This is a genomic window from Curtobacterium sp. 8I-2, from assembly GCF_902506155.1.
In the GTDB taxonomy this organism is placed as follows: Bacteria; Actinomycetota; Actinomycetes; order Actinomycetales; family Microbacteriaceae; genus Curtobacterium; species Curtobacterium poinsettiae.
Map to the genome: position 1 here is coordinate 1,179,045 of NZ_LR732827.1, position 19,973 is coordinate 1,199,017.

The following is a 19,973-nucleotide window of genomic DNA, read 5'->3' on the forward strand; positions in this document are numbered from 1 at the left end:
CTCGCCGGTGCCAGAAGCCGCCGGGGTCGCAGCGTTGGCCGGCCTGGTCGGCGGCTCCGCGACTGACGGTCCCCCTCAGCCGAGGACCGCCGGGGCGATGCCGAGGCCGGTCGTCATGCCGATGCCCGTGGTGACCGTCACGACGTCGACGCCGGGCAGCGGCTGGTCGATGAGGAACTCCCGCCCCGGCGCCGAGGCGTAGACGCCCTGCCACCGGTCGACCACGGAGACCGGCGCACCGAACAGGCGCTCGGTCTCGGTGACGAGCAGCCGGAAGCCGTCTTCGTCCTGGAACGGCGGTGCGTCGACCCCGCGCTCGTGGGTGTCGCCGACGATGACGCTGCCGTCCGGCGGCGACGTGTACATCTGGTTGAGGTCCCAGCGGACCCCCTCGGGCAGGTCGGCGGCGAGCCGGTCCCGCAGTGCTCCCGCTCCGGGCATCGCGGCGAACCCCGAGTAGCGCAGTAGCGACCACCCGGTCAGCAGCGGTGTGGCGAGCGGGAAGGCGAGCGGGATCGTCGCACGCAGCATGTGGAGCCGGCAGCGGACCAGGCCGATCGACTCGGCGAGCTCCGGGAAGAGCTGGTCGAGGTCGTGGTTGGTGCAGACGACGACCCTGGTCCCCTCGACGACGCCGCGACCGGTGCGGACGGCGCCGGCGGCGACCTCGAGCACGGGGGTGCGCCAGAGGAAGGTGACCCCCTGCTCGGCGAGCCAGCGCGCGATCGCGGGTGCTGCCTCCCGGGGGTCGACCTGCAGATCGTGCGCCAGGTGCGCGCCGCCCAGGACGGTGTCCGGGTCGACCGGCACGGCCGCGGCGATCTCGGCCGCGTCGGCCAGCCGCACCTCCGCGCCCGAGTCGCGGTACTCCTCGAGCACCGCCATCTCCTCGGGGCGACGGGCGACGACGTGGGCACCGCGTTCCCGGGCCGTGAAGCCGGCGAGCTGCGCGAGTGTGAGCCAGCGGCGGCGTGCCTCCTGGGCGTACCCGGCTGCCTCGCCGCTCTGCGGGGTGACGCAGGCGTGGCCGAAGTTCCGGACGCTCGCCCCGACGACCGCGCCCGCACGGTCGACCACCGCGACCCGGGCGCCCTGCCGGAGTGCCTCGTACGCCATGCCGAGTCCCACGATGCCCGCGCCGACCACGACGATGTCGTACCGTTCGGTCAGCGGCTGGTGGTCCGTCTCGGTGTCGAGTGCGGTGCGTGCGGAGCGGGGCATGGAGACCTTTCGGGCAGTGCGGGACGCCGGTCCGGTGCGGACGTCGCAACTGTCGCAGGCAACCGGTGGGGCGGGGTTCCGTCCCGGTGCACACGGCGTGGACGGCAGGTGAAATCGATCGACACCTGTCCGGACAGCCCGGCCGGGTCAGGTGGTCTCGGTGCCGCCCGGCGTGGCGCGGCGGTCCCGCCGGCTGCGGAGCCGCGTGCCCTGCACGCCCGTCAGGGCGGACGGGAGGCCCGTGGCGGCGTCGCCACGGGCCTCCCGTCCGTCTCGTGGTGCCTCCTACCGACGGCCGCTACGCGGCCACGAGGTACTCGTCCCACTCCGCCTGCGGGCGCTCGATGCCACGCACGACCCACGAGGACCCGTGCGGCACCTTCGGCGGGAACCGGAGGCGCCACCCCATCTCCTGCGGGGTGCGGTCGCCCTTGGTGTTGTTGCAGGTCAGGCAGCAGGCGACCAGGTTCTCCCACGAATCCTGCCCACCGCGCGACCGCGGGTGCACGTGGTCGATGGTGGTGGCGTGCCGGCCGCAGTAGGCACAGTGGTTGCCGTCGCGACGCAGGACGCCGCGACGGGACACGGGCACGAGCCGGGAGTGCGGGATGCGGACGTAGCGGGTGAGGATGATGACCGTCGGACGTTCGTAGCTGGACGTCGACCCGGTGACCGGGTGTTCGACGTCGGCCGCGACGACGGCGGCCTTCTGGTTCATGACCAGCACGATGGCTCGTCGGAACGAGATCACCGCGAGGGGCTCGTAACCGGCGTTGAGGACGAGAGTGCGCATGGGTTCCCTTCCGACGTGCCTGGACGGCTTCCAGGCGCTGCGGGTGCGTCGGACCGACGACGCGGAACGGGTGAACACGGCCTGTTCACACCCCTGGAACCACGAAGAGCACCACCCGGATGGGCAGTGCTCTCGTCATGCAGGGGCGTGCTCGTGCACGCAGGCTGTGCTCGACCATATGTCGACACGCGCGCGCCGACCCATGGTGCGGGTCGTGCGGAACGTCGACATGAGGGTCTCCTGTTCGCGCCGGTGCGGACCGGTGCAGCGTCAGGTTAACCCAGAAACCGGCCCGGCACGAGGGTGTGCGGGCCGGTTCTGGAGAAGTTCACACTCCCCCGGGGGCAGTGTTCGCTAGATGCCGAAGCGGACGATGTGGTAGTCGCTCGTCCAGATCGGGCGGATGGACACCGCGCCACCGGGCTTCGGGGCGTCCATGATCATGCCGTTGCCCATGTAGAAGCCGTCGTGCGCCTCGTTGTTGAAGATGACGACGTCGCCGGGCTGCGCCTCGGACTCGGGGATCGTGGTGCCGGCCTGGTCCTGCAGCGGCACCGAGTGCGCCAGGTTGATGCCGTACTGGGCGTAGACGAACATGATGAAGCCGGAGCAGTCGAAGCCCGAGGGGTCAGCGCCGCCGACGACGTACGGGGTGCCGATGTACTGCTTGGCGGTGTTGACCACGGCCGGCAGCGAGAACGGGGTGTTCGCCGCCGACGAGCTGGCTGCGTACTCCGCCGCGGACGGCCCGGTGTACGAGGCGTACTGCTTCGCGGTCGCGGCGCGGGCGGCCTGCGTCTCCTTCGCCTGAGCTGCGGCCTGCTTCGCTGCAGCAGCCTGGTCGGCGGCTGCCTGCGCGGCCGCCTTCTCGGCGTTGAGCGTCGCGGTGGAGGTGGCGCCGTAGCCGTCACGGCTCGTGTCCGCCAGCGCCACGGCGTCGGACACCGACAGCTCCTGGCTCTGCGTGGCGCGGACCTGACGCTGGGCGTCCGCGGCGACGGTCGAGTTGCTGGCGGACGTCGCGGCGAAGGCCGGAGCGACCGCGACCGTCCCGAACATGCCGGCGGCGACGGTGAGGACGACGGGCGCGAGGAACTTGCGCTTCCGCGACACCGAGCTGGCCTTCGCGGTGCTCGCGGCGGCGGCGGCCTGCGCGGCACGACGACCGCCGGGCAGCGGAGCGGAGCGCACCGGCACGACCTTGCGGACGGCTCGGCCCTCGGTCTCGCGCACGGCCCGCCGGGTGAGCGGGGCGGTGGTGGCGTTCTCGGTGTTCGTCGGGTTCGCGGGCGTCTGGTCGTCCGCGGCGGTACCGGTCTGCGTCAAGAGGTGTGTCTCCAACGTCTCGTCATCACACCGCCGTGGGTGTCCGGCGGTGTGCAACCCCATCCGTTCGTCATCGTTTCCGATCGAGGCAGGAGACGGGTTCGAGACGTCCTGCCACGGGTCTCCGGCTCAGGGGCAGCACGGCGACTCGGACGAGTGTACGGAGGCGTCGTTACCGTGTCGAGACAAAACGCCCCGAGGTAACGAATCGGTAAAGACTCTCAGGGACGACCCCGGAGGGGTCAGTCGCGCTCGATGTAGACGTGCTGCGCGACCTCGATGGGGAGCTCGATGCCCGAGTCTTCGCCCTCGACACGGACCGCCACGTAGGCCCCCGCACGCTGCACACTGCCGACCCGGCCGGGCATGACGCCCGCTGTGCGGAGCTGGTGGAGGAGCTCCGGCTCGAACTGCACGGGCTCACCGAGGCGCCGGATGACCCCGGTCGCCACGGCGTCGGTGCCCTCGGTCGCGGCGACGATGTTGTGGACGCCGTCGAGGAAGCCCGCGGCAGCGGGGCCACCGATCTCGGCCAGCCCGGGGATCGGGTTGCCGTACGGCGACTCGGTCGGGTTGCCGAGCATCTCGAGCAGACGGACCTCGACCTGCTCGCTCATGACGTGTTCCCACCGGCAGGCCTCGTCGTGCACGAACGCCCAGTCGAGTCCGATGACGTCAGCCAGCAGGCGCTCGGCAAGACGGTGCTTGCGCATCACGTGGGTGGCGCGGGAACGGCCTTCGTCGGTGAGCTCCAGGTGCCGGTCACCGGAGACGACGACCAGGCCGTCGCGCTCCATGCGGGCGATGGTCTGGGAGACGGTCGGACCCGAGTGGCCGAGGCGCTCGGAGATGCGCGCGCGCAGCGGCACGATCGCCTCTTCCTCCAAGTCGAGGATGGTGCGAAGGTACATCTCCGTGGTGTCGACGAGATCGGTCACGGTCCGCCTCTCATGTCTGGGCCCAGCGCCGACCACACTACTTGTTCGCACCGACGAACACCGACCGGCGCCCGGGCACACGTGAGAAAGGGTCATCGGACGCGGTGAGCGGGTGCGCCGGACCCACCCCGTCCGGCCGGTACACGGGCGGGGGCATGCGGATCGGCGTCGGTAGGATCGGTGCATGGCAGACATCGTCATCCCGGCCGAACTCCTCCCCACCGACGGTCGCTTCGGCTGCGGTCCGTCGAAGATCCGCGGTGCACAGCTCGAGGCACTCGTGACGCGCGGCGCCACGGTCCTCGGCACCTCGCACCGCCAGAAGCCCGTGAAGGACCTGGTCGGCAGCGTCCGCTCCGGCCTCGCCGACCTGTTCCAGATCCCCGAGGGCTACGAGGTCGTCCTCGGCAACGGCGGCTCGACAGCGTTCTGGGACGCCGCCGCCTTCGGCCTCATCGAGCGTCGGGCCGAGAACCTGTCCTTCGGCGAGTTCGGGTCGAAGTTCGCCAAGGCCGCCGCAGCCCCGTGGCTCCAGGCTCCGCACGTCGTCGAAGCGCCGGGCGGCTCCCTCGCCGCACTCGAGCCGGTGGACGGCGTCGACGTCTACGCCTACCCGCACAACGAGACCTCGACGGGCGTCATGGCCCCGGTCGTCCGAGCGACCGGTGACGTCGGCGCCCTGACCGTCGTGGACGCGACCAGCGCCGCAGGTGGTGCCCTGTTCGACGTCAGCGCCACCGACGTCTACTACTTCGCGCCGCAGAAGAACTTCGCCTCTGACGGCGGGCTCTGGCTCGCACTGCTCTCCCCCGCGGCGATCGAGCGGATCGAGCGCATCGCCGCATCGGACCGGTACATCCCCGAGTTCCTGTCGCTGAAGAACGCGGTCGACAACTCGCGCCTGAACCAGACCCTGAACACCCCGGCGATCTCCACGCTGCTGCTCCTCGACGAGCAGGTCCGGTGGATGAACGAGTCCGGCGGTCTGGCGTGGGCGGACCTCCGCACGAAGACCTCGTCGTCGACGATCTACGACTGGGCCGAGGCGAGCGAGTACGCCACCCCGTTCGTCACCGACGCCGCTGCGCGGTCGCAGGTCGTCGCCACGATCGACCTCGACGACTCGATCGACGCCAAGTCCGTGGCCGCGACCCTGCGCGCCAACGGCATCGTCGACACCGAGCCGTACCGGAAGCTCGGCCGCAACCAGCTGCGCGTCGCGACGTTCACCGCGATCGACCCGGACGACGTCGCGAAGCTCGTGCGTGCGATCGACTTCACGGTCGACGCCCTGCGCTGACGCCGGGGACACCCGCCGGAACGCCGAACGGGCCCGGCACCACCAGATCGGTGGTGCCGGGCCCGTTCGTTCGTCGGTGCGGGTGCGTCAGGCGCGGTGGAAGTCCGGGTCGGCCTCGCCCGCGTCGAGCTGGTCCACCTCGAGGTCGGCGTCGGGCTCGACCGGCTGCACGCGGCGGGCACGGCGGCGGCGCGGCGACTGCGGAGCCTCATCCTCGTCGGCACCGTCGGAGGCGTCGGTGTCGCTCACATCGGCGAGCGCATCGACGTCCACGCCCTCGATGTCGTCGTCGTCCGACTCGTCGAGGTCATCCTCGTCGGCATCGAACTCGTCGTCGTCGTCATCATCCGACTCGTCGTCGTCCTCGTCGTCCGAGTCGTCGTAGTCGTCGTCTTCGTCGTCGTCCGACTCGTCTTCGTCGTCGTCGAACTCGTCGTCGTCATCGTCATCGTCCGACTCGTCGTCCTCGTCCGACTCGCCGTCCTCTGCCTCGTGCTCCTGCGCGGCCCGGTACTCGGCCAGCCGCTCGGACCACGGAACCCACTCGGGTGCGACGAGCGCGCCGTCCCCGGGCATCAGCTCGACCTCGAGCACGGTGGGTTCGTCGTCGCCGATCTTCGCGACACTGACGGTCCAGCGCCACCCGGGGTACCCGGGCAGGCGGTTGGCGAACAGGACGGACACGACGCCGTCCCCTTCGTCAACGGTGCCGACGGGTGCGCCGACGGTCGACTCGGGGGTGACCTCGAGCAACGCCTCGCGCGCCAGGTCGGTGTAGTCGATGGACGCTGCGTCGATGGACACGGCGTCAGTCGACGCTGCGTCGGGAGCCGTCTCGGCCCATGCTGTCTCGGACTCGGTCATGGGGTCACGCCTCCAACTGGTCTGCGACGTGCCGCAGGATGGCGGCGATGCGATCGCCGTTCTTCGGGTAGCGGCCGTGGCGGAGGTCTCCGCTGATCCGGTCGAGTTCCTTCACCAGGTCCTCGACGATCACGGCCATGTCGTCCGCGGAGCGACGGGTCATCCGCGACAGCGACGGCTGGGGTTCGAGCAGCCGCACGGACAACGCCTGCGACCCCTTCTTGCCCTGGACGACGCCGTACTCGAGCCGCGTGCCGGCCTTGACGGTCACGACGCCGTCGGGCAGCGAGGACGCGTGCAGGAACACCTGGTCGCCGTCGTCTCCGGTGATGAAGCCGAAGCCCTTGTCGTCGTCGTAGAACTTGACCTTGCCGGTGGGCATGCGTGGACTCCTCGAGGTCGTGGTACGGCCGTGGTGCGTCGGATATCCTGGGTCGATGGCCAATCCGACCCGATCAACCGGGAACCCGCAGGATTCCGCAGAACCCCCGCTGACGTTCAATCGTACCGAACGCGCTCTGGCGTTCATGATCGGTGGCATCTTCATCGCTGCCTTCCTCTGCATGGCGGCCATCATCGTCATGTGGCTGACGGCCTCGAGTGCGCAGGCGTCGATGCCGTGGCCGGTGATCATGGCGATCCCGCTCATCGGCTTCCCGATCGGCATGGTGCTGGTCTTCACGCTCCTCGCCATCACCTGGACACGTCGCGCACGAGCGAACCGGACGGCTCGCTGACGTCCGCCCCGGACGCTGGCACCGGACGATGACGACCACCGCCGACCTCGCCGCCCGACTCCGGGCGATGCCGGACGACGCGCTCCAGCGCCTCGTCGCGGCGAGGCGACTCCCCACCGCTGCACTCGCCGAGACCGGCCCGCAGCGCATCACCGACTTCTTCGACCTCGCCGAGGCGCTCCGCGGCGACGACGCGGTGGACGCCGCCGTCGAGCACCTGCCGCGCGCCACGATCCTGGCGCTCCGCGACGGCGGTGCCGTCGACGCGCTCGGCCCCGCGGTCGAGCTCGGCCTGGCCGACCAGGACGGCGCCGTCGACGACGCGGTCGCCGCACGCGTGGCCGCCCACCCCGACCTCACCTCACTCGACGAACAGCCTGGAGGCCCGCAGCAGGTCCGCCCCGCTGCTCCCGTCCTCGACGCCGCGGCGCTCGAGCGTGCGCGCACCACGGGCGCGGAACAGGCGTTCGCGACGATGACCGTGCTCGCGGAGCTGCTGCGGGCGGTCGACGCCGGCGCGGTCCGCGAACTCGTCAAGGGCGGAATCGGCATGCCGCTCGCCCGGACCCTCGCGGAGCGCATCGGCACCGACGCCGAACTCGTCGCCGGTCGCCTGGCGCTGCTCGACGGCATCGGGTTCGCCGACCCCGACACCGGACGGTGGATCGTCACCGACGCCGGGCACGCCTGGTTGCTCGCCAGCTGGCCGGAGCGCTGGGTGTCGCTGGTGGCCGCATGGTCGGACACCCTCCCGCCGGCCGTGCACGAAGTGCTCGCGCTGGCCGACGGCGACCTGCGCGACCTCGTACCGCTCGGACGCTGGGCCTACCCGGCCGGATCCCGCTGGCTCGACGCCCTGCTGCTCGACGTCGCCGGCACCGCGGCGTCGCTCGGCCTGGCCGTCGACGGTCTCGTCACGAGCACGGGCCGGGCGCTGTTCGACGGCGACGCCGAGCAGGCCGCCGACGACCTGCCGGGCACCGTCGAACGGGTCTACCTGCAGCACGACCTCACCGTCATCGCGCCGGGGCCCCTCGCACCGGTGGACGACGACGCCCTGCGCACGGTCGCCGTGCTCGAGGCACCGGGGCTCGCGGCGCGGTACCGCATCTCCGAGGACACCCTGCGCACGGCGTTCCGGGCCGGACACTCCCGCGACGACCTGCTGGCGCTGCTCGGGCGGCTGTCGGCCACCGGCATCCCGCAGCCCCTGGCCTACCTGATCGACCAGGTCGCCGGACGCGACGGCAGCATCGTCGTCGACCGGGGACCCGGCGGTGTCGGCACCGAGGTCCGAGGCACCCCCGACCAGCTCGACCTGATCGGGGTGGACGCCGAACTCCGGCAGCTCGCCTGGGACCGGCCCGACCTGACGACGCTGACCACGCGCTACCCGCCGCACGTCGTGCACAACGCACTCGAGGACCAGCGCTACCCGGCCGTCCTGACGACCGCAGCCCGTCCCGAGGCGCACCACGGGCCTCCCGGCCGGCGCAGCCCCACCGGACGCTCGCCGGAGCAGTCGGCGCACGCACTCGTCGAACGGCTCCGCCTGACGACCCGGCGCGGCGACGCGGAGCCGGAGCAGGAGTGGCTCGGTCGGCAGATCGACCTGGCCGTCCGCGGGCGCACGCCGATCCGCGTGACCGTCCGGATGCCGGACGGCTCGGAGCGACCGTTCTCGATCGTGCCGACGTCGGTCGCCGCCGGACGCGTCCGCGGGCGGGACACCGCCGTCGACGTCGAGCGCACGCTGCCGCTGTCGCTCGTCGTGTCGGTCGAGAGCGACGCCTGAGCCGTGCGGTCACCAGTACGCAGGCGCTGACGGCTAGGCTGGCAGGTCATGAACGGACCGCTGATCGTGCAGAGCGACCGCACCGTGCTCCTCGAGGTCGCGCACCCCGACGCCGAGGACGCACGCCACGAGCTCGCGGCCTTCGCCGAGCTCGAACGCGCTCCCGAGCACGTGCACACCTACCGGATCACCCGACTCGGACTCTGGAACGCGCGCGCCGCGGGCCACGACGCCGAGGCGATGATCGACACCCTGGAACGCTTCGCGAAGTTCCCCGTGCCGCAGAGCGTCACGGTCGACATCCGCGACACGGTCTCGCGCTACGGACGACTCGTGATCCGTCGCGAGGAACGCCCCGACGCGCCCGTGATCGCGAACTCCCCCGCCGAGGAACTCGAGCGGCTGCCGCTCCTGCTGCTCACCGCCGAGGACCCGTCGGTGCTCGCCGAGGTCATCCGGTCGAAGCGGATCAAGCCGCTGCTCGGTGACATGCGGTCCTCGACGGAGGTCGAACTGCAGCCGTGGGCGCGTGGGCAGATCAAGCAGGAACTCGTGAAGCTCGGCTGGCCGGCCGAGGACCTGGCCGGCTACACCCCGGGCCAGCCGCACCCGATCGACCTGGACACCGCCGAGTGGCACATGCGGCCGTACCAGGAGCAGGCGGTCGACACGTTCTTCGCCCAGGGCTCCGGCGTCGTCGTGCTGCCCTGCGGTGCGGGCAAGACGCTCGTCGGCGCCGGTGCGATGGCGACCGTCAAGGCGACGACGCTCATCCTGGTCACCAACACCGTCTCGGCGCGGCAGTGGCGCACCGAGCTCCTGAAGCGCACGACCCTGACGCCGGAGGACATCGGCGAGTACTCGGGCAGCGTCAAGGAGATCCGGCCGGTCACGATCGCGACGTACCAGATCCTCACCGCCCGTCGGAAGGGCGAGTACACGCACCTGTCGCTCCTCGATGCCCTCGACTGGGGTCTCATCGTCTACGACGAGGTGCACCTGCTCCCCGCTCCGGTGTTCAAGCTGACCGCCGACCTGCAGGCCCGCCGACGCCTCGGCCTCACCGCCACGCTCGTGCGCGAGGACGGCCGCGAGGGCGACGTCTTCTCGCTCATCGGGCCGAAGCGCTACGACGCCCCGTGGAAGGAGATCGAGGCGCAGGGCTACATCTCGCCGGCCTCCTGCTACGAGGTCCGCATCGACCTGCCGCACCAGGACCGCCTGGAGTACGCGGCGTCGAGCGACGACGAGCGCTACCGGCTCGCCGCGACGTCGCCGGCGAAGACCCCGGTGGTGCGGGAACTCATCGAGAAGCACCGCGGTGAGCAGATCCTGGTGATCGGGCAGTACATCGACCAGCTCGACGAACTGGCCGCGTCGCTCGACGCGGCGGAGATCACCGGAGCGACCCCGGTCGACGAACGGGAGCGGCTGTACGACGCGTTCCGGTCCGGCGAGGTCGACGTGCTCGTCGTGTCCAAGGTCGCGAACTTCTCGATCGACCTGCCCGACGCGACCGTCGCGATCCAGGTGTCCGGCTCGTTCGGGTCCCGGCAGGAAGAGGCGCAGCGGCTCGGCCGACTCCTCCGCCCGAACAAGGACGGCCTGCCCGCGTCGTTCTACACGCTCGTGGCCCGGGACACCGTCGACCAGGACTTCGCGCAGAACCGGCAGCGGTTCCTGGCGGAGCAGGGGTACTCCTACACGATCCTCGACGCCGACCAGGTCCAGACGCCCGTGGGCTGACGTACGAAGCGCTCTCAGGAAACCCCGAGGGAACAGTCAGAGGATAAGACCATGAGCGATGGCCCCAAGATCCTGATCGTCGACGACGAGCCGAACATCCGCGACCTCCTGACGACCTCGTTGCGCTTCGCCGGCTTCGCCGTGCGTGCGGTGGGCAACGGCGCACAGGCGATCTCCGCCGTGCTGGAAGAAGAGCCGGACCTCATCATCCTCGACGTGATGCTGCCCGACATGAACGGCTTCGGCGTCACCAAGCGCCTCCGTTCCTCGGGCTACACCTCGCCGATCCTGTTCCTCACGGCGAAGGACGACACGGAGGACAAGATCACCGGCCTCACCGTCGGCGGCGACGACTACGTCACCAAGCCGTTCTCGCTCGACGAGATCGTCGCCCGCATCAAGGCCATCCTCCGTCGCACCATGAACGACGAGGAAGACGCGATCATCCGCGCCGGTGAGCTCACGATGGACCAGGACACGCACGAGGTCACGATCGGTGACGCGCAGATCGAGCTCTCCCCCACCGAGTTCAAGCTGCTCCGCTACCTCATGCTCAACCCGAACCGCGTGCTGTCGAAGGCGCAGATCCTCGACCACGTGTGGGAGTACGACTTCAACGGCGACGCGGGCATCGTCGAGAGCTACATCTCGTACCTGCGCCGCAAGCTCGACCAGTACTCCGCCGAGCCGATCATCCAGACCAAGCGCGGCTTCGGCTACATGCTGAAGGCGTCCAAGGCTTCCTAGGGGCCAGGGCCCCTCGGGGCTCGACTTCACGGCGGCCGTCCGGTTTCACCGGGCGGCCGCTGTCTATCGTTGAGGCAGCATGCACACGCGAATGAACCACTGGTGGGACGGGATCTCCCTGCGCACCAAGATCACCGGGATCACGGTGCTCCTCGTCGCGCTCGGACTGCTCGTCGCCGGACTCGGCACGATGACGGTGCTGTCCACCTACCTCATGCAGCAGCTCGACAACACGGTCAAGCAGACGACCGAGCAGCTCGAGGGCCAGAACATCAGTGACGGCGAGCAGTACTGCAAGCTGTCCGTCGTGGTGTCGCAGAGCGCCTACGTCGCCGCGTACGACGCCGACGGCGACCGGATCTGCCAGACGAAGGCGTCGAGTCGGCCCGACGTCCGCGAGGCCACCCTGGTGCAGGCCGCGCAGTCGAACCAGCGCATCTCGCTCTACGACAGCCAGCACGACCACGAGTGGCGTGCCCAGATCATCCCGGCGTCGCTGCAGAACCAGTCCGACGGCACCACCGAGACCGGCTACGTGCTCATCGCGGTCTCCAGTGCCGGCACCGACGAGACGATCGGCAAGTTCACCGCGATCTTCCTCGGGTTCGGCGCCTCGGTCATCCTGCTCGGCGCCATGCTCACCCGGCTGCTCGTCACCGCGACCTTCGACCCGCTGCGCGACGTCGAGGACACCGCGGCCCGGTTCGCCGCCGGTGACTTCAACCAGCGCCTCGAAGCCGACACCCCGAACACCGAGGTCGGCCGGCTCAACCGCTCCCTCAACGTGATGCTCGAGCGGATCGACTCCGCGTTCGAGGACCGTGAGCGCACCATCGACCAGATGCGCCGGTTCGTCGGGGACGCCTCCCACGAGCTCCGCACCCCGCTGGTGTCCCTGCGCGGGTACGCCGAGCTGTACCGGATGGGTGCCCTCCGCAAGGAAGAAGACGTCGCCCAGGCGATGGAGCGCATCGAGAAGGAAGCGCAGCGGATGGGCCTGCTCGTGCAGGACCTGCTGCAGCTCGCCCGCATCGACGAGTCCAAGCCGCTCGAGCTCGGCCCCGTCGACCTCGTCGCCATCGCCCGCGACTCGGCGCTCGACACCATGGCCTCCAACCCCGACCGCGAGATCCAGGTCCTCGTCGAGGACTCCCTGACCGGCGAGAGCGTGCCGCAGGCCGTCCGTCCGTCGTCGTCCCCGTCGTCCGTCGTCTCTCCGGACACCGGCGAGGCACCGCCCGTGTCGCCGACCTCGGCGAACACCACGGGCCCGATCGCGTTCTCGCGCCAGACCATCGCGCGCCTCCGAGCCCGCCGCACGCGCGCGATGAACATCGACGCCGGCGCCACACCGACCGACGAGACCACGCCGCTGCCCACGGTCGTGCTGCCGAAGCGCCCGCCGATCGTCCTGGCAGAGGAGAACAAGATCCGCCAGATCGTCACGAACCTGATGGGCAACGCCATGCGGTTCACGGCGCACGACGACCCGATCGAGATCGGCATCGGCGTGGACGACGAGCGCGGCATGGCGCACCTCGACGTGATCGACCACGGTGAGGGCATCCCGCCGCAGCTGCGCGAGAAGATCTTCCAGCGCTTCTGGCGTGCCGACACCTCGCGCGCACGCGACACCGGTGGCTCGGGTCTCGGGCTCGCCATCGTGTCCGGGATCGTCGCGGCGCACCACGGCTCGGTCGAGGTCTTCGACACCGAGGGCGGCGGCGCGACCTTCCGCGTCTGGCTCCCCCTGCTCCCCCGCGACTTCGCCGCCTGACCCGGGCCGCCGCCGGCCGTGCGTCCCGCGGCGTCCCGGCTGGTCACAACACCCCGTTCACGGCCGCCGAGTGGTCACGATCTGTCGTCTGCGCACTCGCTGACCGACAGTTCGTGACCGACCGGCGCACAGCCGACGACATGTCGTGACCGCCCGACGAAGTACTCATCCGCGTGGCACATGCTGCTCTCACGCCGAGCGCCGACGGTTTCCGACCGCACGGACCTCGAACGCCTGCCGGAGCCGCTCGAACAACAGTGCGGGCCGGTGGGCGTCCGACGCCGTCGCGTGGATCACGAGCCAGTCGTTCACCACGAACCCGTTGTCCCGTCGTTGATCGTGTCGGAAGGTGTCACGCTCGCGGTGGTGATCGCCGTCGTACTCCAACGCGATGCCGAACTCCGGCCACGCCATGTCGACGCGGCCGAGCAAGCGTCCCGCACCGTCGTGCACGTCGACGTTCAGCTCCGGCTCGGGGAACCCCGCTTCGACCACTGCCAGACGGAGCCAGGTCTCCTGCGGCGACTCCGCCCCGGCCCGGACGAGTTCCAGCGCGCGCCGAGCAGCGAGCGCGAAGCGTGTGCCGGGACGGATCGCAGCACGGAGGTCGTCCGCAGTCGCGAGACCCGACACTCCGACGAGGTGGTCCCCGATCGCGACCAGGCCGTCACGGTCCACGACACCGGCGCACTCGAACCACATCTGCGCGGGCGAACTGACCCGGCGCTCGCGGTGTTCGACGACGGTCGGCCGACGGATGCGGTGCGCGATCACGTCCGGCCGACGCATCCGGACCCCGTCTCCCACAGTGGAGACGTGCACGGTCCGGAGCGATTGCACCGACTGCGGCAGTGGCGCACCCCAGATCGCAGCGGCGGTCGTGTGACTGAAGAACTGGTCGGGACGCATGACCAGGGCGACGGCGTCGATGAAGTCCACCGAGTTGATCGGAGCGCGGACACCGTGGACCGGGGCTGCCAGGTCGGCACGTCGGAGTCGTTCCGGATGAATGCCACCACCCACGGCATCGGCCACGCGGAAGGTGGATCGGTCGAACGGAGCGGGGAGGCGACGGGCAGCTGGCATGCCGTCATGGTCGCTGCAGGGCACGCGAGCCGACCACCTGCGCTCGGAACCTGTGGAGAACGAGGTGAGTCGGGCCTCCTGTGCGGGAGTGGCGAGGCGCGACACGAGCAAGCCGCATCCACGAGCCGGTCATGACTCCCCGCTCCTGCGCCGCCGGACGGTCACGAAGTGTCGACGGGAACCGGCCAAACCGACGGTTCGTGACCGCGCCGCGAGCCTGAGCGGGGTGTCGTGACCAACAGACCCACCCGCACTCCCCCCACACACAGAAGGGCCCCACACGCGCAGCGTGCGGGGCCCTTCCGTCAGGCGGACTTAGAAGTCCATGCCACCCGTCGGGTCGCCAGCCGGAGCAGCGGGGGTGCGCTCGGGCTTCTCGGCGACGACGACCTCGGTGGTCAGGAACAGACCGGCGATCGACGCAGCGTTCTGCAGCGCCGAACGCGTGACCTTGGCGGGGTCGATGATGCCGGCGGCGATCAGGTCGACGTACTCGCCGGTCGCGGCGTTGAGGCCCCAACCCGACTCGAGCTCGCGGACCTTGGCGGCGACGACGCCGGGCTCGAGACCGGCGTTCAGCGCGATCTGCTTGAGCGGCGCGTCGATGGCCACGCGGACGATGTTCGCACCGGTCGCCTCGTCACCCTCGAGCTCGAGGGCCTCGAGTGCGACGGCACCGGCCTGGATGAGGGCGACGCCACCACCGGCGACGATGCCCTCTTCGACGGCAGCCTTCGCGTTGCGGACGGCGTCCTCGATGCGGTGCTTGCGCTCCTTGAGCTCGACCTCGGTCGCGGCACCCGCCTTGATGACGGCGACGCCACCGGCGAGCTTCGCGAGGCGCTCCTGGAGCTTCTCGCGGTCGTAGTCGGAGTCGGTCGCCTCGATCTCGGCACGGATCTGGCGGACACGGCCGGCGATCTGCTCGGCGTCGCCAGCACCCTCGACGATCGTGGTCTCGTCCTTGGTGATGACGACCTTGCGGGCACGACCGAGCAGGTCGAGCGTCGCGTTCTCGAGCTTGAGGCCGACCTCTTCCGAGATGACCTGGCCACCGGTGAGGATCGCGATGTCCTGCAGCATGGCCTTGCGGCGGTCGCCGAAGCCCGGAGCCTTGACGGCAACGGACTTGAAGATGCCGCGGATCTTGTTCACGACGAGCGTGGCCAGGGCCTCGCCGTCGACGTCCTCGGCGATGATCAGGAGCTGCTTGCCCGCCTGGATCACCTTGTCGACGACCGGCAGGAGGTCCTTGATGTTCGAGATCTTCGAGTTGACGATCAGGATGTAGGCGTCCTCGAAGACGGCTTCCTGACGCTCGGGGTCGGTGACGAAGTACTGCGACAGGTAGCCCTTGTCGAAGCGCATGCCCTCGGTGAGCTCGAGCTCGGTGCCGAAGGTGTTCGACTCCTCGACGGTGACGACGCCTTCCTTGCCGACCTTGTCGATGGCCTCGGCGATGAGCGCGCCGATCGTCGGGTCAGCGGCCGAGATCGACGCGGTCGCGGCGATCTGGTCCTTGGTCTCGATGTCCTTCGCGTTGGCGAGGAGCTGGTCGGAGACGGCGGCGACGGCCTTCTCGATGCCGCGCTTGAGCGACACGGGGTCGGCACCGGCGGCGACGTTGCGCAGGCCTTCGCGGACGAGGGCCTGGGCGAGGACGGTCGCGGTGGTCGTTCCGTCACCGGCGACGTCGTCGGTCTTCTTGGCGACCTCCTTGACGAGCTCCGCACCGATCTTCTCGTACGGGTCGTCGAGTTCGATCTCCTTGGCGATGGAGACACCGTCGTTCGTGATCGTGGGGGCGCCCCACTTCTTCTCGAGGACGACGTTGCGGCCGCGCGGGCCGAGCGTCACCTTCACGGCGTCGGCCAGCTGGTTCAGGCCGCGCTCGAGGCCACGGCGGGCCTCCTCGTCGAAAGCAATGATCTTAGCCATGTGGTTTTTCGTCCCTCCCGGACGTCGTCTTGGGGGTCGTGCTGGCACTCAGCGTGAGCGAGTGCCAACGCCGATTCTGGCACTCGACGGGTGCGAGTGCAACACAGTCGGGAGGCTCGTGACGACTTCCCAGGACACGCCACGTCCGGCGGACCCCGCACCACCGCCGCGGTCGCGCTCCCCGCACCCGTCCTCACCCCCGCACACGACGAACGCGCCGCCCCTGACGGGACGGCGCGTTCTGGAAGTGGTGCCGCTCAGGCGGGGCGGACGGATTCTGCCTGCGGGCCCTTCGACCCGGTCCCGACGTCGAACACGACGGCCTGGCCCTCCTCGAGGACCTTGTAACCCGACATGTCGATGGCCGAGTAGTGCACGAACACGTCCTGGCCCCCTCCATCCACGGTGATGAAGCCGAAGCCCTTTTCAGCGTTGAACCACTTCACGGTTCCGTTGGCCATGATCTCTTGCTCCCTGGTACTGCAGTGCGGAACGACGTGATCGTCGTCTGCATGGGACTCTGACCGAACGCGCCGGATCAGGCAAGAGGTGTGACGTTGTTTCACGTCGATTCCGTCAGAATTCAACGTGCCCGAAACACACCCGTCACACAATGCGCGAAAAACGCGGTGGTGCCGGGATCAACCGGTGTAGTCCGCGCCGAGGACGACACTCACGTCCGCGTTCGGGAACGCCGCCGACTGCTGCACCGCGGTGACCCCGAGCTGCTTCGCGATGCCCTGCGCGACCGCCGCCTGCGACGCCTGCTGGTAGTAGACGATCGTCGACGTCGAGCCCGTCGTGCCGGCGTCACCGGTCGAGGCGACCTGCCAGCCGGCACCGGTCAGCGCCGCACTCGCCCGGCTTGCCAGGCCCGTGGTGGTCGTGCCGTTCAGGACCACCACGGTGGTGGTGCCCTGCTGCGCCGGCGTCGCGGCCGCGGCACTGCCCGCGCCGGACCCCGCGGAGCCCGATCCGGCCGACGAGGACGCGGACGGCTTCGACGTCGCCGAGGGCTTCGCGGTGGCGGACGCCGACGTGGACGCCGACGGAGAGTCCGAGCTGTTGAAGGAGTAGCTGCCGTTCAGCAGGGCGAGCACGAGCACGCCGATGCCGACGAGCACCCCGGTGGCGAGTGCCGCCCAGGCGAAGGCGATCCAGCCACGGCCGCGACGCTGGGCACCGCGGTGCGCACCGACCCGCGGGCCGTCGGCGACGTCGTCGAACCGGTCTCGGGGGAATCTCGTGCTCATCGTTCCTCTTCACGTCCTTCGGGAGCCACGCCTGGCGCGACGAAGCTGCGCGTGGCCCGGGCGCTGGTGCGCGCGTGCCGGAGCCGCTGCAGCCGGCTGACGAGCTGCGGGTCGTACGCGAGTGCCGCGGGCGAGTCGATCACGCGGTTCAGCACCTGGTAGTAGCGCGCCGCCGACATCTCGAACTCGACCCGGATCTCCGCTTCCTTCGTGCGGTCGTGCCGTGCCCGGTCCTGCTCGAACGACAGCACGCGCTGGGCGAGCTCACTGAGCTGCTCAGTGCTGCGTTCGTCGGTGGGGCTGGTCACGGCGGTTCCGATCACGGTCGGGTAACGGGTCTCGCACATCGTAGGGGTGGAGTCGATCCGGACCCTGGCACGGGGCTGGACTGTCGCGAACACTGGTCACAGGTTCGGCGCACGGAACCAGCGCACGCGGGTACCGAACGGGTCGGAGACGGCGACCGCGACCCCGTCGATCGAGGCCGTCGCGAACGCGTCCGGGTCAGCGGCGTCGACGTCATCGGGGAGCGTCGCGGCCACATCGCGCAGGATCCCGGTGCGCTCGAGGGCGATCCAGTGCACCCCCCGCTGACGGATCCGGTCCACGAACCGTTGCCGGTCCGCGCCCGGCACGTAGACCAGGGTCCCGGTGGTCAGGACGACCGGTTCGACGTCGTCCGGCAGGGCGTCCAGTGCACGGTCGAGGTCACCCGGCAGCGTGCCCCGGATCCGCACGGGAGGCACGGCGAGCGTCGCGCGCGCCGCCTCGCGCATCAGGGCGATCCGGTCCGTCGCCTCGGGCGGGACGGCCTCGACCAACCGGTCGAACGCGCCCGGTGCGGCGAGGTCGATCGGGTTCGGGTCGAGGGCGATCCGTGCGCCGATCCGGATCGGCCTGCTCGCCGGAGCTGGAAGGACCCCGGAGACGTCCGCGACGAGACGGACCGCGGGTTCGTCGACCGCCGTGTGCATCCGGACGAGCTCGGTGCGCGCCCCGCCGTGGTCGTCGCGCCCCGAGGAGTCGGGGCGCGACGACGGCACCGGGGCGCGTTCCGCCGGCACTCCGGACTCCGACGTCCGGTGGTCGAGCGTCACCCGGTCCGGGATCGAGCACAGCCCGGCGGCGGCCCCGGCATCGACCAGGCCGAGCGGCCGTACGGAGCGTTCGGCGAGCGCCGCGAAGAGCGGGACGACCGGGGCGAGCCGCCGCGGGTCGTTGGCCTGCACCGTGGCGGACGCGAGGGCCGTGACCAGCGCGGGGCGGGCCTCCAGGCCGAGCGCGCCGAGCGCACCCGGGTCCGACGGGTCCGCGCCCAGCCGCCGCGCGACCGCGAAGAACAGTTCCGGCTGCCGCTGCTGCTCGGGGACCTCGGCGAGGAGCGCGACGATGGCGTCGTCGAGCGACCGTGCCCAGGCGGCGTACGACGGTGAGACCGCCTCGATGCGGTCGGCGTAGGCGGCGTACCGGGCCCGGGTGTCCATCAGCGCCCGGGCCGGTGCATGCCGACGTGGCGGATGCCGGCCTCCACGTACGGCTCCCCGAACCGCACGAAGCCGTACCGCTCGTACAGGGCCGCGACGTACTCCTGGGCGTGCAGGACGAACGGGTCGTGTCCGTGTTCGTCGAGGACGGCGGCGACGAGCCGGCCGGCGATCCCCTGCCCGCGGTGCTCCGGGTCAGTCGCGACCCGCCCGATGACCCACGCCGGCGACTCGGCGCCGTCCGGGTGGACCTCGTCCACCGCCGGGCGGATGAGCCGCAGGTACCCAACCGCAGCGGTGTCCGTGCCGAACCACCAGTGCTCGGTGTCGGGCTCGCGGTCACGGCCGTCGAAGTCCTCGGCGGTGACCCGCTGCTCGAGCGCGAACACGCGGTTGCGCAGCACGACGATGCCGTACAGTGCGTCCGTCGTCAGACGGGTCCAGCGGGCGTGGTGCACGGAATGCTCGGACATCGTGGCGAGTTTACTGAAGTGGTCGGGAGTGCCCGGAAGAGCCCGACCGGAAGCAGGAGGAACCAATGGCATACAACGTCGACAAGTCCGACGCCCAGTGGCGCGAGGAGCTCTCCCCGGACCAGTACGCCGTCCTCCGCCAGGCGGGGACCGAACGACCGTGGACCGGTGAACTCCTCGACGAGGAGCGCGCCGGCGTCTACACCTGTGCGGCCTGCAACGCGGAGCTGTTCAAGAGCGGCACGAAGTTCGACTCCGGCTGCGGCTGGCCGTCGTTCTACGAGTCGGTGAACCCCGACGCCGTGCAGCTCATCGAGGACAACTCGCTCGGCATGGCCCGGACCGAGGTCCGGTGCGCGAGCTGCGGTTCGCACCTGGGCCACGTGTTCCCCGACGGGTTCGGCACCCCCACCGGTGACCGGTACTGCATGAACTCGATCTCGCTGAACTTCTCGGAGAAGTCGGGCGAGTGAGCCCCGGACGCCCTCACCGGTA

At 70.5% G+C, this 19,973-nt stretch carries 20 protein-coding genes; 7 read left to right on the forward strand and 13 right to left on the reverse strand.

Annotation, left to right across the window (positions count from 1 at the left end):
* Window positions 1-75 precede the first annotated feature (75 nt).
* The 4 genes from BOSE127_RS09365 to BOSE127_RS09380 all read right to left on the reverse strand — a co-directional run bounded on the left by BOSE127_RS09365 (window position 76) and on the right by BOSE127_RS09380 (window position 4,278).
* Window positions 76-1,221 (reverse strand): TIGR03364 family FAD-dependent oxidoreductase, encoded by a 1,146-nt coding sequence (locus BOSE127_RS09365; RefSeq protein WP_159556990.1) that lies wholly within the window; start codon window positions 1,219-1,221, stop codon window positions 76-78.
* A 298-nt stretch (window positions 1,222-1,519) separates the two neighbouring features.
* A complete protein-coding gene (locus BOSE127_RS09370; protein ID WP_159556992.1) occupies window positions 1,520-2,014 on the reverse strand; it encodes an HNH endonuclease in 495 nt (164 codons plus the stop codon).
* Window positions 2,015-2,368: 354 nt separating this feature from the next.
* Complete coding sequence (locus BOSE127_RS09375) at window positions 2,369-3,340, reverse strand: C40 family peptidase (protein WP_051067405.1); 972 nt, start codon at window positions 3,338-3,340, stop codon at window positions 2,369-2,371.
* A 242-nt stretch (window positions 3,341-3,582) separates the two neighbouring features.
* Entirely contained in the window at window positions 3,583-4,278 is a 696-nt protein-coding gene (locus BOSE127_RS09380; RefSeq protein ID WP_159556994.1) for a metal-dependent transcriptional regulator, read from the reverse strand.
* A gap of 184 nt (window positions 4,279-4,462) precedes the next feature.
* Here BOSE127_RS09380 and serC point away from each other — a divergent pair, with 184 nt between their 5' ends.
* Window positions 4,463-5,578, forward strand: a complete 1,116-nt coding sequence (gene serC, locus BOSE127_RS09385; protein ID WP_017888039.1) for a phosphoserine transaminase — start codon at window positions 4,463-4,465, stop codon at window positions 5,576-5,578.
* A gap of 87 nt (window positions 5,579-5,665) precedes the next feature.
* Here the strand turns inward: serC and BOSE127_RS09390 are convergent, their stop codons facing one another.
* On the reverse strand, window positions 5,666-6,442 hold the full coding sequence (locus BOSE127_RS09390) for a DUF3027 domain-containing protein (RefSeq protein WP_159556996.1): 777 nt from the start codon (window positions 6,440-6,442) through the stop codon (window positions 5,666-5,668).
* A gap of 4 nt (window positions 6,443-6,446) precedes the next feature.
* Window positions 6,447-6,824 (reverse strand): cold-shock protein, encoded by a 378-nt coding sequence (locus tag BOSE127_RS09395; protein ID WP_017888041.1) that lies wholly within the window; start codon window positions 6,822-6,824, stop codon window positions 6,447-6,449.
* 55 nt (window positions 6,825-6,879) lie between these two features.
* On the opposite strand from BOSE127_RS09395, the gene BOSE127_RS09400 reads away from it, so the two are divergent.
* The 5 genes from BOSE127_RS09400 (at window position 6,880) to BOSE127_RS09420 (ending at window position 13,244) form a co-directional block, all read left to right on the forward strand.
* Complete coding sequence (locus BOSE127_RS09400; protein ID WP_139179609.1) at window positions 6,880-7,179, forward strand: hypothetical protein; 300 nt, start codon at window positions 6,880-6,882, stop codon at window positions 7,177-7,179.
* Window positions 7,180-7,207: 28 nt separating this feature from the next.
* Window positions 7,208-8,974 (forward strand): helicase-associated domain-containing protein, encoded by a 1,767-nt coding sequence (locus tag BOSE127_RS09405; RefSeq protein WP_159556998.1) that lies wholly within the window; start codon window positions 7,208-7,210, stop codon window positions 8,972-8,974.
* Window positions 8,975-9,022: 48 nt separating this feature from the next.
* A complete protein-coding gene (locus BOSE127_RS09410; RefSeq protein ID WP_017888044.1) occupies window positions 9,023-10,720 on the forward strand; it encodes a DNA repair helicase XPB in 1,698 nt (565 codons plus the stop codon).
* A 51-nt stretch (window positions 10,721-10,771) separates the two neighbouring features.
* Entirely contained in the window at window positions 10,772-11,467 is a 696-nt protein-coding gene (locus BOSE127_RS09415; protein WP_017888045.1) for a response regulator transcription factor, read from the forward strand.
* Window positions 11,468-11,546: 79 nt separating this feature from the next.
* Window positions 11,547-13,244, forward strand: a complete 1,698-nt coding sequence (locus tag BOSE127_RS09420; RefSeq protein WP_031260211.1) for a sensor histidine kinase — start codon at window positions 11,547-11,549, stop codon at window positions 13,242-13,244.
* A gap of 189 nt (window positions 13,245-13,433) precedes the next feature.
* On the opposite strand, the gene BOSE127_RS09425 is transcribed toward BOSE127_RS09420, so the two are convergent.
* The 7 genes from BOSE127_RS09425 to BOSE127_RS09455 form a co-directional block, all read right to left on the reverse strand.
* On the reverse strand, window positions 13,434-14,330 hold the full coding sequence (locus BOSE127_RS09425; RefSeq protein ID WP_159557000.1) for a hypothetical protein: 897 nt from the start codon (window positions 14,328-14,330) through the stop codon (window positions 13,434-13,436).
* A gap of 315 nt (window positions 14,331-14,645) precedes the next feature.
* Window positions 14,646-16,268 carry a chaperonin GroEL gene (groL, locus tag BOSE127_RS09430; RefSeq protein WP_017888048.1) on the reverse strand — a complete coding sequence of 541 codons (1,623 nt, stop codon included), beginning with the start codon at window positions 16,266-16,268 and terminating at the stop codon, window positions 14,646-14,648.
* Between the two features lie 257 nt (window positions 16,269-16,525).
* Window positions 16,526-16,729: a cold-shock protein gene (locus BOSE127_RS09435; protein WP_017888049.1), complete on the reverse strand. Its 204-nt coding sequence runs from the start codon at window positions 16,727-16,729 to the stop codon at window positions 16,526-16,528.
* 180 nt (window positions 16,730-16,909) lie between these two features.
* Window positions 16,910-17,521 carry a LytR C-terminal domain-containing protein gene (locus BOSE127_RS09440; protein WP_017888050.1) on the reverse strand — a complete coding sequence of 204 codons (612 nt, stop codon included), beginning with the start codon at window positions 17,519-17,521 and terminating at the stop codon, window positions 16,910-16,912.
* Window positions 17,518-17,829, reverse strand: coding sequence for a DUF3263 domain-containing protein (locus tag BOSE127_RS09445; protein WP_231564081.1), 312 nt, complete (start codon window positions 17,827-17,829; stop codon window positions 17,518-17,520). The genes BOSE127_RS09440 and BOSE127_RS09445 overlap by 4 nt, the downstream gene beginning before the upstream one ends.
* Window positions 17,830-17,925: 96 nt before the next feature.
* On the reverse strand, window positions 17,926-19,005 hold the full coding sequence (locus BOSE127_RS09450; RefSeq protein WP_159557002.1) for a DUF2332 family protein: 1,080 nt from the start codon (window positions 19,003-19,005) through the stop codon (window positions 17,926-17,928).
* Window positions 19,005-19,478, reverse strand: coding sequence for a GNAT family N-acetyltransferase (locus BOSE127_RS09455; RefSeq protein ID WP_031260216.1), 474 nt, complete (start codon window positions 19,476-19,478; stop codon window positions 19,005-19,007). The genes BOSE127_RS09450 and BOSE127_RS09455 overlap by 1 nt, the downstream gene beginning before the upstream one ends.
* 65 nt (window positions 19,479-19,543) lie before the next feature.
* On the opposite strand from BOSE127_RS09455, the gene msrB reads away from it, so the two are divergent.
* The gene (gene msrB, locus BOSE127_RS09460; protein WP_017888054.1) at window positions 19,544-19,951 is read left to right on the forward strand and encodes a peptide-methionine (R)-S-oxide reductase MsrB; all 408 of its coding nucleotides are present in this window, start codon (window positions 19,544-19,546) and stop codon (window positions 19,949-19,951) included.
* Window positions 19,952-19,973: the final 22 nt, after the last annotated feature.

Excerpts from the sequence above, each read along its gene's own strand:
- BOSE127_RS09365 (WP_159556990.1), bottom strand. The coding sequence starts at position 1,221 with ATGCCCCGCTCCGCACGCACCGCACTCGACACCGAGACGGACCACCAG.
- BOSE127_RS09370 (WP_159556992.1), bottom strand. The coding sequence starts at position 2,014 with ATGCGCACTCTCGTCCTCAACGCCGGTTACGAGCCCCTCGCGGTGATC.
- serC (WP_017888039.1), top strand. The coding sequence starts at position 4,463 with ATGGCAGACATCGTCATCCCGGCCGAACTCCTCCCCACCGACGGTCGC.
- BOSE127_RS09390 (WP_159556996.1), bottom strand. The coding sequence starts at position 6,442 with ATGACCGAGTCCGAGACAGCATGGGCCGAGACGGCTCCCGACGCAGCG.
- BOSE127_RS09395 (WP_017888041.1), bottom strand. The coding sequence starts at position 6,824 with ATGCCCACCGGCAAGGTCAAGTTCTACGACGACGACAAGGGCTTCGGC.
- BOSE127_RS09400 (WP_139179609.1), top strand. The coding sequence starts at position 6,880 with ATGGCCAATCCGACCCGATCAACCGGGAACCCGCAGGATTCCGCAGAA.
- BOSE127_RS09405 (WP_159556998.1), top strand. The coding sequence starts at position 7,208 with ATGACGACCACCGCCGACCTCGCCGCCCGACTCCGGGCGATGCCGGAC.
- BOSE127_RS09410 (WP_017888044.1), top strand. The coding sequence starts at position 9,023 with ATGAACGGACCGCTGATCGTGCAGAGCGACCGCACCGTGCTCCTCGAG.
- BOSE127_RS09415 (WP_017888045.1), top strand. The coding sequence starts at position 10,772 with ATGAGCGATGGCCCCAAGATCCTGATCGTCGACGACGAGCCGAACATC.
- BOSE127_RS09420 (WP_031260211.1), top strand. The coding sequence starts at position 11,547 with ATGCACACGCGAATGAACCACTGGTGGGACGGGATCTCCCTGCGCACC.
- BOSE127_RS09425 (WP_159557000.1), bottom strand. The coding sequence starts at position 14,330 with ATGCCAGCTGCCCGTCGCCTCCCCGCTCCGTTCGACCGATCCACCTTC.
- groL (WP_017888048.1), bottom strand. The coding sequence starts at position 16,268 with ATGGCTAAGATCATTGCTTTCGACGAGGAGGCCCGCCGTGGCCTCGAG.
- BOSE127_RS09435 (WP_017888049.1), bottom strand. The coding sequence starts at position 16,729 with ATGGCCAACGGAACCGTGAAGTGGTTCAACGCTGAAAAGGGCTTCGGC.
- BOSE127_RS09440 (WP_017888050.1), bottom strand. The coding sequence starts at position 17,521 with ATGAGCACGAGATTCCCCCGAGACCGGTTCGACGACGTCGCCGACGGC.
- BOSE127_RS09450 (WP_159557002.1), bottom strand. The coding sequence starts at position 19,005 with ATGGACACCCGGGCCCGGTACGCCGCCTACGCCGACCGCATCGAGGCG.
- BOSE127_RS09455 (WP_031260216.1), bottom strand. The coding sequence starts at position 19,478 with ATGTCCGAGCATTCCGTGCACCACGCCCGCTGGACCCGTCTGACGACG.
- msrB (WP_017888054.1), top strand. The coding sequence starts at position 19,544 with ATGGCATACAACGTCGACAAGTCCGACGCCCAGTGGCGCGAGGAGCTC.